The organism is Microbacterium esteraromaticum (assembly GCF_017303215.1).
Lineage (GTDB): Bacteria > Actinomycetota > Actinomycetes > Actinomycetales > Microbacteriaceae > Microbacterium > Microbacterium esteraromaticum_C.
In genome coordinates this window covers 125,198-144,680 of record NZ_JAEMWU010000001.1, presented here as the reverse complement: position 1 = coordinate 144,680, position 19,483 = coordinate 125,198, and the positions used below count along the sequence as shown (strand labels likewise).

21 protein-coding genes, 1 pseudogene and 1 riboswitch are annotated in these 19,483 nt (G+C 70.4%); of the genes and pseudogenes, 11 read left to right on the top strand and 11 right to left on the bottom strand.

Annotated elements, in window-relative coordinates; all coding sequences use genetic code 11:
• Positions 1-10 precede the first annotated feature (10 nt).
• Positions 11-120: riboswitch (TPP riboswitch) on the top strand.
• From JF543_RS00670 to JF543_RS00660, 3 genes are all read left to right on the top strand, one after another.
• The gene (locus JF543_RS00670) at positions 113-751 is read left to right on the top strand and encodes an ECF transporter S component (RefSeq protein ID WP_206821536.1); all 639 of its coding nucleotides are present in this window, start codon (positions 113-115) and stop codon (positions 749-751) included. It overlaps the preceding riboswitch by 8 nt.
• 16 nt (positions 752-767) lie before the next feature.
• On the top strand, positions 768-2,240 hold the full coding sequence (locus JF543_RS00665) for an ABC transporter ATP-binding protein (protein WP_206822453.1): 1,473 nt from the start codon (positions 768-770) through the stop codon (positions 2,238-2,240).
• Positions 2,237-3,025, top strand: coding sequence for an energy-coupling factor transporter transmembrane component T family protein (locus JF543_RS00660; protein ID WP_206551061.1), 789 nt, complete (start codon positions 2,237-2,239; stop codon positions 3,023-3,025). The genes JF543_RS00665 and JF543_RS00660 overlap by 4 nt, the downstream gene beginning before the upstream one ends.
• Positions 3,026-3,159: 134 nt before the next feature.
• Here JF543_RS00660 and JF543_RS00655 read toward each other — a convergent pair whose 3' ends face one another.
• Positions 3,160-3,897, bottom strand: a complete 738-nt coding sequence (locus JF543_RS00655; protein ID WP_206822452.1) for a phosphotransferase — start codon at positions 3,895-3,897, stop codon at positions 3,160-3,162.
• 119 nt (positions 3,898-4,016) lie between these two features.
• A pseudogene (locus tag JF543_RS00650) lies at positions 4,017-4,386 on the bottom strand (DUF488 domain-containing protein).
• A gap of 124 nt (positions 4,387-4,510) precedes the next feature.
• Between JF543_RS00650 and JF543_RS00645 the strand changes: the two are divergent.
• Both JF543_RS00645 and JF543_RS00640 read left to right on the top strand, forming a co-directional pair.
• Positions 4,511-5,272: an SDR family NAD(P)-dependent oxidoreductase gene (locus JF543_RS00645; RefSeq protein WP_206822451.1), complete on the top strand. Its 762-nt coding sequence runs from the start codon at positions 4,511-4,513 to the stop codon at positions 5,270-5,272.
• Between the two features lie 32 nt (positions 5,273-5,304).
• On the top strand, positions 5,305-6,135 hold the full coding sequence (locus JF543_RS00640; protein WP_179409797.1) for an SDR family oxidoreductase: 831 nt from the start codon (positions 5,305-5,307) through the stop codon (positions 6,133-6,135).
• A 232-nt stretch (positions 6,136-6,367) separates the two neighbouring features.
• Here the strand turns inward: JF543_RS00640 and JF543_RS00635 are convergent, their stop codons facing one another.
• Positions 6,368-7,030, bottom strand: coding sequence for a bifunctional 4-hydroxy-2-oxoglutarate aldolase/2-dehydro-3-deoxy-phosphogluconate aldolase (locus JF543_RS00635; protein WP_242519355.1), 663 nt, complete (start codon positions 7,028-7,030; stop codon positions 6,368-6,370).
• A 62-nt stretch (positions 7,031-7,092) separates the two neighbouring features.
• Between JF543_RS00635 and rlmN the strand changes: the two genes are divergently transcribed.
• Together rlmN and JF543_RS00625 are read left to right on the top strand one after the other, a co-directional pair.
• A complete protein-coding gene (gene rlmN, locus JF543_RS00630) occupies positions 7,093-8,361 on the top strand; it encodes a 23S rRNA (adenine(2503)-C(2))-methyltransferase RlmN (RefSeq protein ID WP_218847908.1) in 1,269 nt (422 codons plus the stop codon).
• 80 nt (positions 8,362-8,441) lie between these two features.
• On the top strand, positions 8,442-8,930 hold the full coding sequence (locus JF543_RS00625) for a histidine phosphatase family protein (RefSeq protein WP_206822450.1): 489 nt from the start codon (positions 8,442-8,444) through the stop codon (positions 8,928-8,930).
• On the opposite strand, the gene JF543_RS00620 is transcribed toward JF543_RS00625, so the two are convergent.
• Positions 8,919-9,485 (bottom strand): TetR/AcrR family transcriptional regulator, encoded by a 567-nt coding sequence (locus tag JF543_RS00620; protein WP_179409799.1) that lies wholly within the window; start codon positions 9,483-9,485, stop codon positions 8,919-8,921. The genes JF543_RS00625 and JF543_RS00620 overlap by 12 nt on opposite strands.
• Before the next feature lie 64 nt (positions 9,486-9,549).
• On the opposite strand from JF543_RS00620, the gene JF543_RS00615 reads away from it, so the two are divergent.
• Complete coding sequence (locus tag JF543_RS00615; protein WP_206822449.1) at positions 9,550-10,155, top strand: NAD(P)H-dependent oxidoreductase; 606 nt, start codon at positions 9,550-9,552, stop codon at positions 10,153-10,155.
• 15 nt (positions 10,156-10,170) lie between these two features.
• Here the strand turns inward: JF543_RS00615 and JF543_RS00610 are convergent, their stop codons facing one another.
• Complete coding sequence (locus JF543_RS00610; protein ID WP_206822448.1) at positions 10,171-11,619, bottom strand: PLP-dependent aminotransferase family protein; 1,449 nt, start codon at positions 11,617-11,619, stop codon at positions 10,171-10,173.
• A gap of 19 nt (positions 11,620-11,638) precedes the next feature.
• Between JF543_RS00610 and JF543_RS00605 the strand changes: the two genes are divergently transcribed.
• The 3 genes from JF543_RS00605 (at position 11,639) to JF543_RS00595 (ending at position 14,221) form a co-directional block, all read left to right on the top strand.
• Positions 11,639-11,959: a hypothetical protein gene (locus JF543_RS00605; RefSeq protein ID WP_206822447.1), complete on the top strand. Its 321-nt coding sequence runs from the start codon at positions 11,639-11,641 to the stop codon at positions 11,957-11,959.
• A 90-nt stretch (positions 11,960-12,049) separates the two neighbouring features.
• A complete protein-coding gene (locus JF543_RS00600) occupies positions 12,050-13,726 on the top strand; it encodes a DUF4407 domain-containing protein (protein ID WP_206822446.1) in 1,677 nt (558 codons plus the stop codon).
• A gap of 12 nt (positions 13,727-13,738) precedes the next feature.
• Positions 13,739-14,221: a hypothetical protein gene (locus JF543_RS00595; RefSeq protein ID WP_206822445.1), complete on the top strand. Its 483-nt coding sequence runs from the start codon at positions 13,739-13,741 to the stop codon at positions 14,219-14,221.
• A gap of 32 nt (positions 14,222-14,253) precedes the next feature.
• Here JF543_RS00595 and JF543_RS00590 read toward each other — a convergent pair whose 3' ends face one another.
• The 6 genes from JF543_RS00590 to JF543_RS00565 form a co-directional block, all read right to left on the bottom strand.
• Entirely contained in the window at positions 14,254-15,063 is an 810-nt protein-coding gene (locus JF543_RS00590; protein ID WP_206822444.1) for an FAD:protein FMN transferase, read from the bottom strand.
• Entirely contained in the window at positions 15,060-15,566 is a 507-nt protein-coding gene (locus JF543_RS00585) for an FMN-binding protein (RefSeq protein WP_206822443.1), read from the bottom strand. The genes JF543_RS00590 and JF543_RS00585 overlap by 4 nt, the downstream gene beginning before the upstream one ends.
• A gap of 15 nt (positions 15,567-15,581) precedes the next feature.
• The gene (locus JF543_RS00580) at positions 15,582-16,991 is read right to left on the bottom strand and encodes a ferredoxin reductase family protein (RefSeq protein ID WP_206822442.1); all 1,410 of its coding nucleotides are present in this window, start codon (positions 16,989-16,991) and stop codon (positions 15,582-15,584) included.
• Between the two features lie 57 nt (positions 16,992-17,048).
• Positions 17,049-17,672, bottom strand: coding sequence for a hypothetical protein (locus JF543_RS00575; protein WP_206822441.1), 624 nt, complete (start codon positions 17,670-17,672; stop codon positions 17,049-17,051).
• A gap of 125 nt (positions 17,673-17,797) precedes the next feature.
• Positions 17,798-18,793, bottom strand: a complete 996-nt coding sequence (locus tag JF543_RS00570) for a sensor histidine kinase (protein ID WP_206822440.1) — start codon at positions 18,791-18,793, stop codon at positions 17,798-17,800.
• Positions 18,790-19,461: a response regulator transcription factor gene (locus JF543_RS00565; RefSeq protein ID WP_206822439.1), complete on the bottom strand. Its 672-nt coding sequence runs from the start codon at positions 19,459-19,461 to the stop codon at positions 18,790-18,792. The genes JF543_RS00570 and JF543_RS00565 overlap by 4 nt, the downstream gene beginning before the upstream one ends.
• Between the last annotated feature and the right edge of the window lie 22 nt (positions 19,462-19,483).

The window sequence follows — 19,483 nt, the reverse complement described above, 5'->3', positions numbered from 1 at the left end:
GATATGATCGATGAACCACCACGGGAGTCCGGACCGCCGGGCTGAGAGGAAGCGAAGAGCGCTTCGACCGTCGAACCTGATCCGGATCATGCCGGCGCAGGGAGGAGTTCCTATGAGCACGTCCACGTCCAGTTCCGCGTCCACGAACACGGGGCGTATGCGCCCCGAGATCTGGCGCTGGCGCATCGTCGACATCGTCGTCGCCAGCGTGCTGGGCGTCGCCTGCGGTGTTCTGTTCCTGCTGTGGAACGTTGGCTACCTCGGCCCCAAGGCGCTGCTCGACCCGCTGCTGCCCGGCGTGCAGGGACTGCTCGACGGGCCGTGGCTGATCGCCGGCGTGCTGGGTGGCCTCATCATCCGCAAGGCCGGCGCTGCGATCTACGTCGAGACCCTCGCCGCCGTCGTCTCGGCCCTGGCCGGCGCGCAGTGGGGCGGGTTCCTCACCATTGAGGCCGGACTCGTGCAGGGCCTCGGCGCCGAACTGATCTTCCTGCTCTTCGCATACCGTGTCTGGTCGCTGCCCGTGGCGATGCTCGCCGGCGCCGGCGCCGCCCTGCTGGGCGGGATCAACAACATGATCCTGTGGTTCGCGGGTGCCGACGCAGCCTTCACCGTCGTCTACCTGATCTGCACCGTCATCTCGGGCGCCGTACTCGCCGGTCTGCTCGGCTGGCTGCTCGCCCGGGGCCTCGCGGCTACCGGTGCTCTCGACCGCTTCGGCTCGGGCCGAGAGGTGCGCAAGCGGGTCTGACCGACCGGCGATCGCCATGGTGTCAGGAGGGATCGCGCCCGCCGCGGTCGAGGCGCGTGGATGGGGCTGGCGGCACGCCAGTCGCCTCGCCTGGGCGGTGCGCGATGTCACGCTGCGCATCGATCCCGGTGAGCGGGTGCTGCTGCTCGGCGCCTCGGGTGCCGGTAAGTCGACGCTCATGCATGGCCTGGCCGGTGTGCTCGGTGGCGATGAGGAGGGCGAGGCCGAGGGCGAGCTGCTCATCGATGGCCTGCCCGCCGCGGCTGCGCGGGGCCGGGCCGGTCTTGTGCTGCAGGACCCCGACTCGCAGGTCATCCTTGCGCGCGTCGGCGACGACGTCGCCTTCGGATGCGAGAACCTCGGCCTGCCCCGGGACGAGATCTGGCGCCGCGTCGACGCCGCGCTCGACGCCGTGGGCCTCGACGTGCCGCGGGATCGCCCGACGAAGGCGCTCTCGGGTGGGCAGAAGCAGCGCCTCGCGCTCGCCGGGTCGCTTGCGATGCGGCCGGGACTGCTGCTGCTCGATGAGCCGACGGCGAACCTCGACCCCGACGGCATCGCTGAGGTGCGCGACGCCGTGGAGCGGATGCTGGCAGCGCAGCGCACCACGCTGATCGTCGTCGAACACCGACTCGACGTCTGGTTGCCGCTGATCGACCGGGTCATCGTCATCGGGGACGACGGGTCGGGCGGCACCGGTGTGATCGCCGACGGGCATCCCGACACCGTGCTGAACCTGCATGGTGAGCGGCTCGCGCGGGCCGGAGTGTGGGTGCCGGGCTTTCCGCCGAAGCATCCCGCGCCACCGGCATCCGCTCCCGGCGACGTGCTGCTGCGCGGCGAGCACCTCGCGGTGGCGCGTGTACGCGGCACGACCGTGGCATCCGGTATCGACGTTGCCGTGCGGGCCGGCTCCACCCTCGCGATCACCGGGCCGAACGGCGCCGGAAAATCCACGCTCGGGCTCACCCTGGCGGGGCTCCTCCCGCCGGTGTCGGGCGCCGTGACGGCCTCGGATGCCCTCGCCGGCGGAGCCGGGCCGCATCCGATCCGGTGGGCGTCGCGGCAGTTGCTGACGCGCATCGGCACCGTGTTCCAAGAGCCGGAGCACCAACTGCTGGCATCCACGGTGCAGGACGAGCTCGCCGTCGGGCCGCGCTCGCTCGGGCTCTCGGAGAGCGAGATCGCCGCCCGCAGCGACGAGCTGCTGCAACGGCTGCGGCTGGAACGGCTCGCGAAGGCCAACCCGTACACGCTGTCCGGTGGTGAGAAGCGGCGGCTCACCGTTGCTGCGGCGCTGGCCACCCGGCCCCGGGTGCTCGTGCTCGACGAGCCCACCTTCGGGCAGGACGCCCGCACCTGGCAAGAACTCGTGGCCATGCTCGCCGATCTGCGCGACGATGGCGCCGCGCTGGTGACGGTCACCCATGACCTCGATGTCGTCGACGCGCTGCATGCCGAGCGCTTCGCATTGGGGGTGGGAGCATGACGCTCCTGGAGACCCGGGCACGCACGGGCGCGATGGCACAGATCAACCCGGTGGCGAAGTTGGGCGCGAGTGCGCTGATCGCCCTGCCGCTGATCCTCACGCTCGACATGGTCTCGGCCGCCGTCGCCCTGGCGCTGGAGTGCGTGCTTTTCCTCTTCGCCGGAATCGGCTGGCGCGAGTTCTGGCTGCGCACCTGGCCGGTGTGGCTGGCCGCACCGCTGACCGGTGTGACCATCGCGCTGTACGGTGAGCCGAGCGGCACGGTCTATGTCGAGTGGTTCCTGGTGCGGGTGAGTGACGGCTCGCTGGCGTTGGCGGGAGCGACCATGCTGCGGGTGCTGGCGATCGCGCTGCCCTCGGTGGTGCTCTTCGTCACCGTCGATCCGACCGACCTCGCTGATGGGCTGGCGCAGACCCTGCGACTCCCGGCGCGCTTCGTGCTGGGGGCGCTGGCGGGCCTGCGCATGGTCGGCCTGTTCGTCGATGACTGGCGTGCGCTCGAGTTGGCGCGTCGCGCCCGAGGGGTCGCCGACCGGGGGCGCGTGCGCAGGTTCCTGGGGATGGCGTTCGCGCTGCTGGTGCTGTCGATCCGACGTGGGGCGAAGCTGTCGACGGCCATGGAAGCGCGTGGATTCGGGGCGGACGTGCGGCGCACGTGGGCGCGCCCCGCGCGCTTCGGCGCCCGCGAGTGGATGCTATTGCTCGCCGGTGCGGCGATCTCAGCATCCGCCATCATCGCCGCCGTCGCGACCGGCGCCTGGAACTTCATCCTCGGCCCCGCATAGCGCGCTCGCGTCGCTCGCGTTCCCTTCCGCTGAGAAACCACTTCCCGTTTGAGAAACCACGTCCAGCGTGATGTCTCACACGGGAAGTGGTTTCTCACGGGAGTGGGTAGGGGAATGGGTCGGGCAGTGCGGGGTCAGGTGGCGTTCCAGAGGGCGCGGTAGTAGGCCTGGCGGGCCGGATCGGGGGCGATGCCGTACGCGGCGATGAGCGTGTCGTCCCAGCCGGGGCCGTAGTTCCACTCGGTGCTCATGGCGGCGACGGCGAGATCTGCCCAGCGGTCGGCGGTGCCCATCTGGCCGAGGTCGACGTGTGCCAGCCAGCGTCCGTCCGTGTCGAGAAGCGTGTTGGGGCAGCAGGCGTCGGCGTGCGCGACGACGAGCTGGTCGACCGGCGGCGGCGTGCGCAGGCTCTCGGGCACGCGGATGCCGCGCTGCTCGGCGGCGTCGATACGGGCGGCTACGCCCCAGTCCCACGGGCATTCTTCGACGGGCAACGCGTCGTGCCAGGCGCGCAGCGCTTCTCCGACGGCGCGCACCGCCGTCTCGGGGCGCTCTCTCCAGTACGGCGATACGGCGCTGTCGCCGGCGAGGGCTGCCGTCACCAGCCACTCCTCGGTGGCATCCTCCCCGTGACTGAGCACTTGCGGAACCCGAGCCCATCGCCCCGCCCACTGCATCCGCTCCGCCTCGTCGCGCATGGTCGACTCGTCGTGACGGGGTCCCCACTTGATGAAGAACGGCTCACCGTATTGCGGCGTCGCGCGCAGCGTCAGGCCGCCGAGGTCGTTCTGCCAGACGCATTCGAGCGCGGCACCCCTGGCGAGCTCGCGCACGCGCGGCGGAACAACGACGGGCATCACAGGGATCGACACACCCCTCATTCTCCCCGCCCTCGCCCTCACCTGCGCCGCGCGCCCTGCGCCGCTGTAAGAAACCACATCCCGCTCGAGAAACCACGTCTGAGGTGATTTCTCATACGGGAAGTGGTTTCTCAGCGGAAGGGAGAGGAGGAAAGCAGGGCCTGCTCCAGGACGATGACGTGGTTGTGCTCGGTGTCACGCGCGGCGTAGACGAGCGTGACGACCGGATGCTCGCGCAGCTCGTCCGCGAGCGCGCGCAGCGCGCTCGCGGACGAGCGCGGCCAACTGTGCGCGATAGCGCGCTGCGTAGATCTCGAAATCGGATGCCGGGGCCGCGTGCCATTCCCGACGCAACTCGGCGGTCGGTGTGACGTCCTTGGCCCACAGGTCGATCTCTGCGTTCTGCTTCGAGAGCCCTCTCGGCCACAGCCGGTCGACCAGCACGCGGAACCCGTCTTCGGTCGAGGGGGTGTCGTAGGCTCGCTTGCGACGCAGGTCCATGCACTCAGCATCCGCCCCTCGCGAGAGATCCGCCAGTAGTGGCGGTACTCGGAACCACGTATGCTGAGACTCAGTCGCACGCGACGCCGGGCTCAGGTGCCGTGCCGTTTCAAAGGAGAACACGATGCAGATCACCGGACAGGGCGCCCTCATCACAGGCGGCGCCAGCGGTCTCGGTCTGGCCACTGCGCGGCGGCTCGCCGCAGCCGGAGCGCAGGTCACGATCGTTGACTTGCCCACCTCGAACGGTGAGGAGATCGCCGCCGAACTGGGCGGTATCTTCGCCCCGGCTGATGTGACCGATCCCGACCAGATCGCTGCGGCCGTGGCATCCGCCCAGGCGATCGCACCGCTGCGCGTCGTCGTCAACTGCGCCGGCATCGCCCCGCCCGCCAAAGTGCTCGATCGCGACGCCAACCCGACCGACCTCGATGCGTTCGAGCGGGTCGTCCGCATCAACCTCGTCGGCACCTTCAACGTCATCTCGCAGGCATCCGCCGTCATCGCGCAGAACGAGCCCACCGAGGGCGGCGACCGCGGCGTCATCGTCAACACCGCCAGCGTCGCGGCCTTCGACGGCCAGATCGGCCAGCCCGCCTACTCGGCCTCGAAGGGCGGCGTGCACGCGATGACCCTGCCCATCGCCCGCGAGCTCGCCCGCCACGGCATCCGCGTGTGCACGATCGCCCCCGGGATCATGGAGACCCCGATGCTCGCGGGGCTTCCGCAGGCCGCGCAGGACTCGCTGGGCCAGCAAGTGCCGTACCCGGCGCGACTCGGAAAGCCCGACGAGTACGCCGCACTCGTCGAGAGCATCGTCGCCAACGGCTATCTCAACGGCGAGACCATCCGTCTCGACGGCGCCATCCGCATGGCCCCGAAGTAAACCCGCGTCACGCGACACGAACAGGAGTGAACATGTCTCTGGCAGGAAAGACCATCCTCATGTCGGGCGGTAGCCGCGGCATCGGCCTCGCGATCGCGCTGCGGGCAGCGGCCGACGGGGCGAACATCGCGATGCTCGCGAAGACCGACAGCCCGCATCCGAAGCTCGAGGGAACCGTACATACGGCGGCCGAGGCGATCCGTGCGGCCGGCGGCCAGGCGCTGCCGATCGTCGGCGATGTGCGCGACGATGACGACATCACCGGTGCCGTGCTCAAGACCGAGGGTGAGTTCGGCGGCATCGACATCGTGATCAACAATGCCAGCGTCATCGACCTGTCGCGTTCGACCGATCTCGCCGCCAAGAAGTACGACCTCATGCAGGACGTCAACGTGCGCGGAACGTTCATGCTCTCGCGCGCCGCGGTGCCGGTGCTGCGTGAGGCGAGCAACCCGCACATCCTCTCGCTGTCGCCGCCGCTGAACATCTCGCCGAAGTGGCTCGGTGCGCACACCGGCTACACGCTGGCCAAGTACGGCATGACGATGGCGACGCTGGGATTGGCCGCGGAGTTCGCCGCCGACGGCATCGCCGCCAACACGCTGTGGCCGCGCACGACGATCGCGACCGCCGCGGTGCAGAACCTGCTCGGTGGTGACAAGGTGATGGCCGCCAGCCGCACCCCCGAGGTCTACGCCGACGCGGCCTACGCCGTGCTGACCAAGCCGTCGCGCGAGTACACCGGCCAGACGCTGATCGTCGAGGACGTGCTCGAGGCCGACGGCGTCACGGACTTCTCGAAGTACGCGGCCGTCCCCGGCACCCCGGACGATCGGCTGTTCCCGGACATCTTCCTGGACTGACGCTCCGTCTCGGACGGGTACCCCAGCGGCCGGCGGCGCTTCGTGCGCCGTCGGCCGCTGGTGTCTGCGTTGGCCGCTGGCATTCCCGTCGCAGTTTCTCCCGCTTCGAGCGCCCGGATGCGGGAGAAAGTGCGACTGGAGTGGGTGGGCGGCACGAGGATGCGGGAGTAAGTGCGACCGGAGCGGCCCGCCGGCTAGCCAGTCAGCCGCCGTGGCGCCGCCGCGCCGGATGTCAGGCGCGGACGGCGGCGAGGGCCTCGGCGAAGCGGGCGGAGCGGGCCTCGAGATCGGCCCAGTCGGATGCTGCGATCGACGCGCCATTGGCGAGGTCGCCTCCGGCGCCCACGGCCACGGCCCCCGCGCCGAACCAATCGGCGAGATTGTCGGGCTTCACGCCGCCGGTGGGCATGAGTGGCGCGTCCGGGAACGGACCGCGCAGCGCCCCGAGGTACGAGGGGCCGCCGAGGGATGCCGGGAAGATCTTGACGACGTCGACGCCCAGGTCGAGCGCCGTCATCACCTCGGTCGGCGTCAGTGCGCCGGTCATGACGACGGTGCCGGTGTCGAGCATCGCGCGGGTGAGGTCGGGCAGTGTGCCGGGGCTGACGAGGAATTCTGCTCCGGCGTCGGCGGCGGCCGCGGCCTGCGCGGGGGTGGTGACGGTGCCGGCGCCGATGTGGGCGCGCTCGCCGTGGCGGGCGATGAGCTCGCGGATGACGGCGGGCGCGTCGGGGGTGGAGTAGGTCACCTCGATGCCGGTGATCCCTCCGCGGATGATCGCCTCGGCGGCGTCGAGGGCGCTCTCGGGGGAGGGGGCGCGCAGGACGGCGAGGACGCCGGTCTGGCGCGTGCGGGCGAGGCGGTCGGTCATGAAGGCTCCGTTCGTCTGTTCCATTCTCCCCGCCCTAACTTGTAATTACAAGTTCTTTACGCAGGTGGCTCCCGTACCCTGGAGACATGTCAGCATCCGATGAGAACTCGCGCCCCCGTTCCACCCCGGTGCGCGCCACCGGATCTGCGCGCACCCAGGTGCGCCCCAAGACCGAGGGATGGACGCAGCAGAAGGATGCCGAAGGTCGGCCGCTGCTGCAGTTCGCCAGCCCCAAGCGCGGCAAGCCTCCCGTGCACCTGGCCGATCTGACCCCCGCCGAGCGGGTCGAGAAGGTCAAGGAGCTGGGCCTGCCCGGGTTCCGGGCCAAGCAGCTGTCGACGCATTACTTCACGCACTACACGTCCGACCCCGCGCAGATGACCGACCTGCCTGCGGCGCAGCGCGACGAGCTCGTGGCGGGCATGCTGCCGCCGCTGCTGACCGAGGTCAAGCGCCTCGAGACGGACCGTGGCGACACGATCAAGTTCCTGTGGCGCCTGCACGACGGTGCCCTGGTCGAGTCGGTGCTGATGCGCTACCCGGGGCGGATCACCCTGTGTGTGTCGAGCCAGGCCGGCTGCGGCATGAACTGTCCGTTCTGCGCGACCGGACAGGCGGGACTGACCCGCAACATGTCGACCGCCGAGATCATCGAGCAGATCGTGCGTGCGAACCGTTTGATCGCCGAGGGCGGTCTGGGCGGCAAGAAGGCCAGCGACCACAGCATGGAGCGTGTCAGCAACATCGTCTTCATGGGCATGGGTGAGCCGCTCGCCAACTACAAGCGGGTGATGGATGCCGTGCGCATCATGGTCGGCCCGCAGCCGGATGGCCTCGGCATGAGTGCCCGCGGCATCACCGTGTCGACCGTCGGCCTGGTGCCGGCGATCAAGAAGCTCGCCGATGAGGACATCCCGGTCACCTTCGCCCTCTCGCTGCATGCGCCCGACGATGAGCTGCGCGATGAGCTGATCCCGGTGAACTCGCGCTGGAAGGTCGGCGAGGCGCTCGACGCGGCCCGCGAGTACTTCGACAAGACCGGGCGCCGTGTGTCGATCGAGTACGCGCTGATCAAGGACATGAACGACCATCCGTGGCGCGCCGACCTGCTGGCGTCCAAGCTCAACTCGCGCGGTCGCGGCTGGGTGCACGTGAACCCCATCCCGTTGAACCCCACGCCGGGGTCGATCTGGACGGCATCCGACAAGGCCGTCCAGGACGAGTTCGTGCGGCGCCTGAACGATGCGGGCATTCCCACGACTCTGCGCGACACCCGCGGCAAGGAGATCGACGGTGCGTGCGGTCAGTTGGTCGCGACCAGCGAGGACGAGGTCGCCGCGGCCGCGATGGCCTGATCGGATGCTGACGCTCGACCGCCCGGGAAGGCAAGTCCAGGGTTGCCGAACCCAGGGCAGTCGAGTGTGACAATGGTGGCGTGAAGACGCTGCTGCTGGCCCGCCACGCGAAGTCCGACTGGGGCGATGCGTCGCTGGCCGATCATGACCGGCCCTTGAATGACCGTGGCCGGCGCGATGCGCCGCTGATGGCCCGCAGGCTGCTTGATGAGGGTATCCACCTGGCTCGCATCGTTTCGAGCACGGCCGTGCGGGCACGCACCACGGCGGCCGAGTACGCCGCCGCGCAGGGCGTCGAGGTCGTGCAGGAACCGTTGCTGTACGCGGCGTCGGCGCGTTCGATCCTGGCGGCGGCCTCGCGCCTGCCCGATGAGGCCGAGGTTGCGATGCTCGTGGGGCACAACCCGGGCATGCAGGATGCTGTCGCCGAGCTCACCGGCGCGTTCGTCGAGTTTCCGACGTGTGCCGTCGCGGAGTGCCTCGTCGACGTCGACTCGTGGGCCGAACTGATCGAGGGGTCGGGTCGGCTGGTGCAGCTGCGCACGCCCGCGGGGCGGTCAGCGCGCTAGCATCGCCCGCACCGCGGATTCGAACGAGGTCGTCGCCACGTCGAGGGGGAAGTGCCCGGCCGCGGCGAGCGTGCCGAGTCCGTGCACGAGTCCCCAGCACGCGGTGAGGGCACTCTCGTGCAGGCCGGCGTTGACAACCGCGCCACCGAGCAACGTCTCGAGCTCGTCGATGAGCGGCGCCATGGTCTCGGTGGGGGCGCCGGGAATGCACACGGTCGGGTCGTAGATCACGTCGAACGCATGGGGGCGTTCGACGGCGAAGCGGATGTAGGCCTGTCCGCCAGTGATCAGTGCCGCCGTCGCGTCCGGTGCGGCGGCGAGGGTGGCCCGCACGTCGTCGACGAGTTCGGCCATGCTGCGCTCGGCGAGGGTCTTGAGCAGCCCGCGCCTGTCGGAGAAGTGGTGGTATGGCGCGTTGTGGCTGACATCGGCCGCGCGCGCGACCTCGCGCAGGCTGATCTCGGTGGCGGGCTTGTCGGCGAGCAACTGCATCGCCGCGGCTTCCAGCGCGTGCGCGAGATCTCCGTGATGGTAGGCCGCTCGAGAACTTGACACGCGCAACATTGTTCCTTATCTTGACACTGTCAATCAAATAGACACTGTCAAGATTGGAATCCGCATGGCCTCCACCCTCGTCATCGACGGCCACCCCGACGACCGCTCGCTCACCGCCGAGCTCTCCCGCCGCTACGTCGCAGCGCACGGAGACGCGCGCCTGCTCGCCCTGCGCGACCTCGACTTCGACCCGCACCTGCGTTTCGGGTACCGGCAGCGCATGACGCTCGAGCCCGACCTCGTCGAGGCGAAGGCCGCCCTGCACGAGGCCAGCAACGTCGTCATCGCCGCCCCGCTGTGGTGGGGCGGTGTGCCTGCGGTGCTGAAGGGATTCTTCGACCGGGCCCTCCTGCCGCAGCAGGAGTACCGCTACAGCCCCGCGGGTCTGCCGATCGGTCTGGTCGGCGCGAACCGCGGCCGCCTGTTGTTGCTCGCCGACACCCCGTGGTTCTTCACGCCCATCACCGGCGTGCCCGCACAGACCCAGGTGGTGCGCAACACGATGAAGCTGGTCGGCATCCGCTCGGTGCGTACGCATCGGATGCTGGGGGTGAAGACTGCACCTCCCGCGCGTATCGAGGGCTGGCTCGACCGCGCCGCAGCGCTCGGCGAGCGCGACGCCGTGCACGATCGGAACGGTGCCCCGCGCGTACCCGCCGTCGCGCACTGACGGGAACCTCGCGCGTCAGAGCGTCGCGCGGTACTGGGCCCAGGCGGCGCCCAGCCGGCGCACCCCTTCGGTCAGCACGTCATCGGGCGCGGTGAACGGAATGCGGATGTGGTCGTCCGGCGACGTCGATGCGGCGAACTCGCCACTGCCCGCCACCGAGACGCCATGCACCGCCGCGACCCGGGCGAGGGCATCCGCCGATCCGATCGGAAGCCGCGCCCACAGCGAGAGCCCGCCGCGCGGCTCGACGAAGCTCCATTCGGGCAGGTGGCGGGCCATGAGCTCACGCAGCAGCCCGAGCCGGGCGTAGTGCTCGCGAGCCACCTCGCGCCGCAACTCACCCGCGTGCGCGAGCAGGTCCATCGCGAGAAGCTGCCCGGGGATGCTCGTGGACTGGTCGGCGAGCTGCCGGGCGCCACGCAGGCGTCGCACGAGCACGGGGTCGGCGCGCAGCCAGCCGATCCGAAGCCCCGCCCACGCCCATTTCGAAAGTGACTCGACCACCACCACGGGGGCATCCGCCCGCTCGGCCACCAGCGGCGGGGGAATCACGCCGTCGAAGGCGATGCCGGCGACCACGCGGTCCTCGACGACGACCACCCCGTACTGTGCGGCCAGATCGGCGACGCGCCGTCGTGCGGCCGGGGGCAGCCGCGTGCCCGTCGGGTTCTGATGGTGCGGGTTCAGGGCGACCAGCACGGGCCGCATCCGCGCCATCGCCACCTCGAGGGCCACGGGGTCGAGACCGTCGTCTCCCATCGGGATGCCGTGCACGATGCCGCCGCGCTGGCGCACACTGTCGGTGACGCCCGGCCAGGTGACCTCCTCGGCCAGCACGACATCACCGGGAGAGACGAGCGCGTCGATCAGCAGGCTGATGGCCTGCTGCGCACCGTGGGTCACGAGGATCTGCTCGGGTGATGTCGCCGCGCCCTCAGAGGTGTACAGGTCGGCGATCAGCGCCCGCAGCGCCGGAAGGCCGGCCGGATCGGTCTCGGGTAGCAGGGCGGTGGCGAGGTCGGGGTGGTGCGCACGGATCACCTGCACCCCCAGATCGGGGATTCGCGGCACCGTGCGCAGCAGATCGATCGAGTTCGGCAGCGCCGAGAAGAGCACCTCACCGCGCCCGCCGCGCCCCGGAGCCGACAGCTGCGAGCCGGCAATGCGCGTGCCGCTGCCCTGGCGGCGTTCGACCGCACCGCGCTCGGCGAGTTCGCCGTAAGCCGCGACGACTGTGCCGCGCGAGACGGCCGCGGCGGCCGCCAGCGCCCGCTCGGCCGGCAAGCGATCGCCCGGGCGCAGTTCCCCCGTGTCGATCAGGGAACGGATGCCGGCGGCGAGCCGCGCCGACAGAGTGCCGTCGCCGTGCGCCCACCGACCCAGACGTGCGGCCAGCGCCGTCGAGTCGACCGTGGCCGCGCGGTGGTCCACCAGCCGCTGATTGGCACTGTTCGTTGTGCTCATAGCGACACATTCTGGTCCAATGAGCCCGTCACGCACCAGCCCTTCAGCCAATCCCGCGGATTTCACGTCTGATTGGACTATCAACGAGATCCTCGACCACTATGCGGCCCACGATGCCCTGCCCTCCGGTCTCACCGCCGACACTCTGCAACGGGTCGACGATGCCCTGAGCCCGCAGCAGCCGTGGCGTCGGCCGCCGCACCCGGTGGCGGTCATCCGCTCTCTCGGGGTGCGAGTGCGTCAGCATCCGCCGACCGGCGTGCTGCGTGTGGCGCAACTGATCGGGTCCCTCGACGACAGCCGTGCGCCCGCGGTCGATCACACGATGGTCATCGCCTGACCGATGGGGTGGCGGACCCACGCGCGTTCCTGGGAGTCGTCCCAGCGATCGTCCGGGACTCCCACAGGCACGGTTTCCTACCCTCGAGGGATGTCCTATTCCGCACATCGCCCTGGTCGGATGGATTCCCAGGGGCGGATCTCGTTGGAGACCGACGCGTCTGACGGCTCGGTGACCGACGAGGACCTCGACTTCTTGCGACACTACGAGCCGACCGGTGCGCCCGCCCCGTCGACTCCCGTCGACCCGTCAGAGCCGGCCGACCCGTCCGAGCCGGCCGACCCATCCGAGCGCGCCGAGCCCGCGCCCGCGGAGCTCCCCGAGACCGAACCGGACTCCGCGCCGGCGAACGCGCGCACGCCCCGCCGCGAGCGCGCCCCACGTCGCCAGCGTGCGCCCCGTGCCGAGCGCGCGCCCCGTGCCGAGGGTTCGCGCCTGCGCACCATGGCCATCCTCGGCGGTGCCGAGGGGGAGATCCTCGACCGGGTGCCCGGCGAGACCCCGCGGTTCGTGCAGATGTTCTTCGTGCTGCTGGGAACAGCGCTCGTCTCGGCGATCTCGATGATGTTCGCCCTCACCACGGGCGTGCAGGTCGCGATCTGGGTGGCCGTGCCATTGGCCGTCGTCTGGGGCGGCATCATCTTCAACCTCGACCGGTTCCTGACCTCGACCATGACGTCGACGCGCAGCGTCATGAAACTGATCGCCCTCGCTGTGCCGCGCGTGGCCATGGCGGCACTGATCGGCTTCCTCGTGGCAGAACCCCTCGTGCTGCAGGTGTTTCACAACGACATCGCGCGCGAGGTGGCATCCACCAACATCACCCAGTCGCAGTCCGATCAGGCCGCCCTCGAAGAGGGACCCGAGAAGATCGCGCTCGACGCGGCATCCGCCCGGGTCGCCGCCCTCGAGAACCAGGCCGCGACGGGGATCGTCGCCGGCACCGAATCGGGCTCGGCGTCGACGGCCGCGGCGGCCTCGACCGTCGACGACGTCACCGCGAAGATGACCGAGCAGCAGCAGGTCATCGATGACGCCCGCGCGCTGTACCAGTGCGAGCTCACCGGAGAGGGCGCCGGCGAGGTGCCCGGCTGCACGGGCGTGAACGGAGAGGGCTCCAGCTCGGACGCCGCCAAGGCGCAGCTCGCTCAGGCCCAGCAGACCTACGATGCGCTCGCCGCGCAGCTGCGCGACGCCAACGACGACCTCGCCGCCGCCGAGACCGCCGCCAAGCAGAACACCTCGGCCTCGGAGGCCACCAACCGCCAGCAGGCGCAGGACCAGTTGCCCGCCGCGCAGCAGAGCTACGAGCAGGCCCTTGCGGCCTACAACGCCCGCGCCGATTCGGTGGCCGCCGGCAACGCGCAAGCCGTCGGCCTGCTCAGCCAGATCACCGGACTGAAGAACCTCGCCGCGAAGGAGCCCGCCATCTGGTGGGCGCATGTGCTGATCGCGGCGCTGTTCTTCATGATCGAGCTGCTGCCGGTGATCGTGAAGGTGCTCACCAGCTGGGGAGACCCCTCGCTGTACGAGAAGGCGAAAGCGATCCGCAAGCAGGTCGATCTCGATCGCGTGACCGCCGACGGCTTCCGCGATCGCGCCGCGATCGTCGCCGAGAACGCCTCGCCATCTCCTGCGGTCGGCTTCACTGGAGCGGCGGATGCTGTCCGAGGGCCGGATGCCCGGGCATCCGCCCCTGTCGTCGATCCCGGTCCGCCCACTGTGCCGATGACGCGTGCCGATCTGCGCGAACCGGCGGGCGTCTGAGAGGCTGTCGCCATGAACCGACGCGCGATGGTATCTCTGGCCGGTGTGGTGGCGGTGGCGCTGTACGCCGTGTGGGCGGCCGTGCAGATCTTCGTGCTGAACCCGCTGGCCGCTGCCCCCGGGCTCTCACTTGATGAGGTCTATGCCGAGATGGCGGCCGTCGGCGAGACGATGCCCGTCGGGTTCGCGCTGGGAGTGCTGGCGGTCGGCGTCGTCATCGCGATCGTCATCGCGGTGCTCGGCATGCGCGCCGACCTCGACCCCGAGGTGCTGATGCTGCTCTTCCTGATCGTCTTGGTGCTTGGTGCTCCGGCCTTCTTCGTCGCCTCGTTCGCTCCGGGAATGAGCCTTGCCGACACGTTCTTCATCTCCGGCGCGGATGCGTCGCCCTGGGCCGCACCGCTGTACATCACGAGCTTGCTGGCCTCGGCGGGCATCGTCTGGCTCGTCGTGCGCCTGGCGCGGAGCCGCCCGGTCGCCGTGTCGGTCGCCTGATCGGCTGACGGTGCGTCCTGCCCGGGCGGATCTCAGCATCCGCTCCCGGCCGTCTCGACACACACCTCGATACCCGCTTCGGTACCGGTGATCCATCGCCGCACGTGCCCGGCGCGATCCACGGTCATGCCTGACGTTTCTCGCGCCGTCAGGACACCGGCGAAGCCATCGATCCCGGCGGCGACGGCCGCCGTGGCCCAGACGTCTGCTCGGGTCAGACCATCGGCGAGCACGGTGGCCGAGACGATACCGGTCGCCGGTGAACCGGTGCGCGGATCGATGATGTGCGCACCGCGTTCCGCGCTGCCCGAGGTCGCGATCGCACCGTTGCGGATCGGTACGGTGGCGATGACCCGACGGCGGTCCGAGGGGTCGACGATACCGACGTTCCAGGTGTGCTCCGCATCGTCCGCGCTGAACACCTGCATGTCGCCGCCCACGTCGAGGGCGGCGGCGACCGCTCCGCCGGGTCGCACCAGCGGGCCCAGAATCTGGCGTGCGGCGCGTTCGGCCGCCCAGCCCTTGACCAGGCCGGTGGGGTCGAACCAGCCGTGTCGCCAGGCGTCGAACAGCCCGCCGGTCTCGTCGGCCATCGTGAGGCACGCCGCCCGCACATCGGCGACCCACGGATCCGCGTCTGCGGGGTCGAGCTCGGTGCGTGCGATCCTGCGGACGTCCGATCCGTCGTCGTACGTGCTGAACACGCGGTCGGCGCGGCGCAGCACCGCGAAACAGTCGCGTGCAGCCGCAGCGGCCGTGGCCCGGTCGGCGCCGATGACGTGCACGCTCGCGACCGTGCCCATCACCTCGCACGTGTCGACGTGCCGTGCGCGCCTGGTCATGCGCGTGCCTGGTCGATCGCGCTCTGCAGCGACTCCACGTACCCGCGGCTGGTGTAGGTGGCACCCGAGACCAGATCGATGCTCGAGGACTGCGATGCGGTCGTCTCGGACACCAACAGCGGGATGGCTCGGCTGTTGATCTGCTGATCGCGGTGGTTGGAATCGGGATAGTCGATCACGTCGACGGATGCGATGCTGCCGCCGCTCACGCTGATCTGCACCTGCACGGGTCCGTAGCGTGTCGACGCCGCATCGCCGGTATAGGTGCCGTCCCGAAGTGCTGAGGATGATGATGCGCCCGCCTCGGACGAAGAGTCCGTGCCGTCGGAGGCGGTCGTGCTCGTGTCGGATGGCACGGATGATGATGACGACGATGACGACGCCGGCAGCGCCTGCGCGGGGGTGGTCACGACGTGCGAGGTGCGGTATCCGAACAGCAGCACCAGGCCGCTGATCGTGGCGAGAGCGGCATAGCCGATCCGCAGGAGCGGGCTGGTCTTCATGTTCTCTCCTCGGTCTCAGACGGTGAAGGACTCGTGGTGCACCTGCGATGACGGGAAGCCGGCCGCGCGCACGTCGCGCAGGACCGCAGCCATCCACTGCGGGGGCCCGCAGACGTACACGTCGTAGTCGAGGGGATCCGCCGCGAGGAAGCGCAGGGCGTCTGCTCCGTTCCATCCCGCGTGGCTATCCGGCAGCCAGGCGGCGCCCGACCGGGCGCGAGCTCCGAAGAGCGCGACGTGCCGCACGCCGCGCTCGCGCTCGAGCACCGCGAGCGCCTCCGTGCGCAGGGCGACCGCCGGAGTGGAATCCCGGGTGATGATGGTCGCCTCGCCAGGGCCGTACTGTTCGCCTTCGAGCAGGGCCACCAGCGGCGCGACTCCTGCGCCGGCGCCGATCAGCAGCATCCGCCGCCCGCTTCGCCGCTCGCCGGTCATCGCACCGTACGGGCCCTCGATGAGCACCCGGGTTCCCGGGGTCAGCGCCGTCAGGCGCTCGGTGCCGTCCCCGACCACGCGCGCCGAGATCGTCAACTCGTCGCGCGTCGGCGCTGCCGACAGCGAGAACGGGTGCCCCCGCGTCCAGCCGGGGCCGTCGAGGAAGCGCCAGACGAAGAACTGCCCCGGCCGGGCGCCCAGGCGGTGCACGGCGCCGCCGCGCATGCGGACCGTGACACCATCGGAGCCGTCCGGAGACACCTCGGACACCCGCAGCCGGAGCCGGGACGACCGCGCCAGCGGAACGATCACGCGGTAGACGACCACGGCGATCGCCGCGGCGATCCACAGGCCCCACCAGTACCAGGTCGCCGCCGTGGAAGCCGTGAAGTCGGCACCCGTCCAGAGCTGGTGGGGCAGGGCGAGCCCCGCTCCGAGGTAGGCGTACAGGTGCAGCAGATGCCACGATTCGTACCGCAGGCGCCGACGGGTCCGGCGAATGGAAGTCAGCGTGACGAGCACCACCAGCACGGTGCCGGCGAGCGCCAGCAGCATGCCGGGGTAGTCGACGACGAACCCGACGAACTGCGCGATCGGGTCGACACCTGCGGCCACGGCGTACCCGAGCGTCTGCAGAGCCAGATGCGCCAGCATGAGAGCGAACGACCAAAAGCCCGTGAGCCGGTGCATCCTGGTCATGCCGTCCTTGCCGAAGCCCCGCTCGAACAGCGGGATCCGCGCCATCAGCAGCACGAGCAGCAGCAACAGATTGGACGAGACCAGTCCGGTGAGGCGTCCGAGGGCGTTGAGGGTCTCGGCCCCGCCGCCGAGCAGGGCATCGACACCTCCGCCGCCGACCCAGAGGGCGACGACGAAGAGACTCGTCGACCAGACGACGATGACGGCACCCAGCCGCCACGCCTCGAGACGGCGGAGCGCGTTCTGCGCACGAGGGGCTGTGAAGGCTGGTGCGTGAGGGGAAGCCACCATGATCGTGCTCCGGTTCTGGTCGCTGTCGAGTCCTGCGAGGTCGTCCGATGGCGCCGGTCAGGACGCGGAGGACTCCTGCGGGGTCGGCGTCTGCTCGGTGTCGTCGTCCTGCTGGGTGCCGTTGTCCTGCTCGGTGTCGTTGTCCTGCTCGGTGCCGTTGTCCTGCGACGTGCCGTCGCCGTCGCCGTCGGCGTCGCGATCGCCAGGACCGCGCTGGTCGCCGTCCCCGTCACGATCACCGTGCGGGCCGCGGTTCTCACCCGGGCCGGATGCGCCGCGGCCGGGGCCGTCGCCATCGCCCTGCTCGCCGTTCTGACCGCCGCCCGGCTGGCCGCCGGGGCCCCAGCTCTGGATCTGCTGCCCGGCAGGCTGCAGCTCACCGTGGGCGGCCCAGCCCGCGCCGGCTCCGATGCCGAGGAGCGCGACCCCGGCGACGCCGGCCGCGGCGATGCGCACGCCGGTACGGCTCCAGAACGGCCGGGACTCCGCAGATGCTTGTGGTGCGGATGCCTGTGGTGCGGCATCGGCTGCCGCCGCGCCGGCGGCCGGGGGTGTCTGCTGCGCCGTATCCGCAGGCGGAGTCAGCGGCAGCGTCGCACCGTCGTTCTGGGTCTGCGTAGCATCCGCGGTCGCAGCGTCGTCCGAAGCGGGAGTGGCGGGTGTGTCGTTGTTCTCTGTCATGAGGGAACTGTCCCGCGCGCGCACCAAGAGAACGCCAAGAATCCGACTCTCACGGCGACCTCATAGCCGACCGATCGGCGACTCTCAGCCGGCGCTCGCCGGCACTTGCCGGCGCTCACCCGTACTTACCGGCGCGGCAGCGTCAACAAGAAGGTCGTGCCCTGCGGTGACGTGTCCTCCACCTCGATCGAGCCACCGAAGCGGTTGGCGACATCACGCACGAGCGCGAGGCCGAGCCCGAAGCCCGTGCGCTGAGCCGATGTGTTCGAGCGGGTGAACCGCTCGAACACCCGCGACGGGTCGATGCCAGACAGGCCCGTGCCCTCATCAGCCACACGGATCTGCACATGGCGGCCTTCTGCACGCGCGCTCAGCTGCACTGCTCCGCCGTCGCGGCTGTGCCGCACGGCATTGTCGAGCAGCGCGATCACCGCCCTCAGCAGTGCGGTCGGTTCGGCGGCGACGTGCAGTCCGGGTGGCACATCGCTGACGATGCGCACGTCGCGTTCAGCGGCTCGCGGTTCCAGCACCGCGGCGGCGTCGGCGAGGGCATCCGCCACTGGCGCCGCGGCGTCGGCGTCGTCGGAGCGCACCCCCGCGGTCTCGGCGGCGAGCAGCAGGTCGGTCAGCACGGCGTCCATCACCTCGGCATCCCGGCGCATGTCGTGCAGGACGGGCCGGACATCCTCACCCCCGCGCAGTCGGTGCTCGGCGAGCTGGATGCGGCTGTTCAGCGTCGTCAGCGGAGTGCGCAGTTCGTGGCTGGCGTCGGCGACGAACGCGCGCTGCACGCCCAGCGCTTCGGCTAGCGGCTCGGATGCCCGACGCGACGCGTACCAGGCGATGACCGCCAGCAGCAGGACGCCGATGACGCCCATCACGATCACGACCGGCAGCACATCGTCGAGATCGAGGATGCGCGGGCGTCCACCGCCGGGATCGTCGTCGCGCCGCGGACGACCGTCGGGGCGACTGGCGGTGACGAGCGTCGCGATGATCGTCGCGGTCACCGCAGTGACCACCGCCGCCGAGGCGAGGCCCACCCAGAGACCGGAACGCACCGCGGAGCGCTGCACGCGGGCGCGATCGGCGGCGACGGCATGATCTGCTCGGCGGCTCATCGTGGCATCCCGCTGCGGTACCCACGGGCGCGTACCGTCTCGATCAGTTCCGGTGTCGACTTGCGCCGCACGTAGTGCACCAGCGCGTCGACACTGCTGGCCGACCCTCCGGGAAAGGCGCTGGCGACGATCTCGTCGCGCGAGAAGACGTGCTCCGGGCTGGAGGTCAGCAGTTCGAGCAGATCGCCCTCGGCCTGTGTCAGCGGAATGCGCGCGCCGTCGGGCGCGTACAGCGCAAGCGCCGATGCCGAGAACAGCCAGTCGCCCATCTCGCGCCGCATCCCAGGTCCTCGGCCGCGGCGCAGAGCGCGCAGGCGGGCGCGCAGCTCATCGAAGTCGAAGGGTTTGAGCAGGTAGTCATCGGCACCCGCATCGAGGCCGCTCACCCGGTCGTCGACCGTGCCGAGCGCGGTGAGCATGATCGCCGGAGTGGTGATGTGCGCCGTGCGCACCGCGGTGAGCAGATCGGTGCCGCTCATGCCCGGCAGACGCCGATCGACCACCATCACGTCGTAGCGTCGACCGAGCGCCAGCTCGAGGCCCGCCTCACCGGTGCCGGCATGATCGACCGCGTACTCGTCGGAGAGCACCTCGGCGACCATCGCGGCGGTCTCGACCTCATCCTCGACGTACAGCAGTCGGGGGAGCGCATCGGCGGGGGCGGACATGCTCCCAGTGTCGCACCGCCCC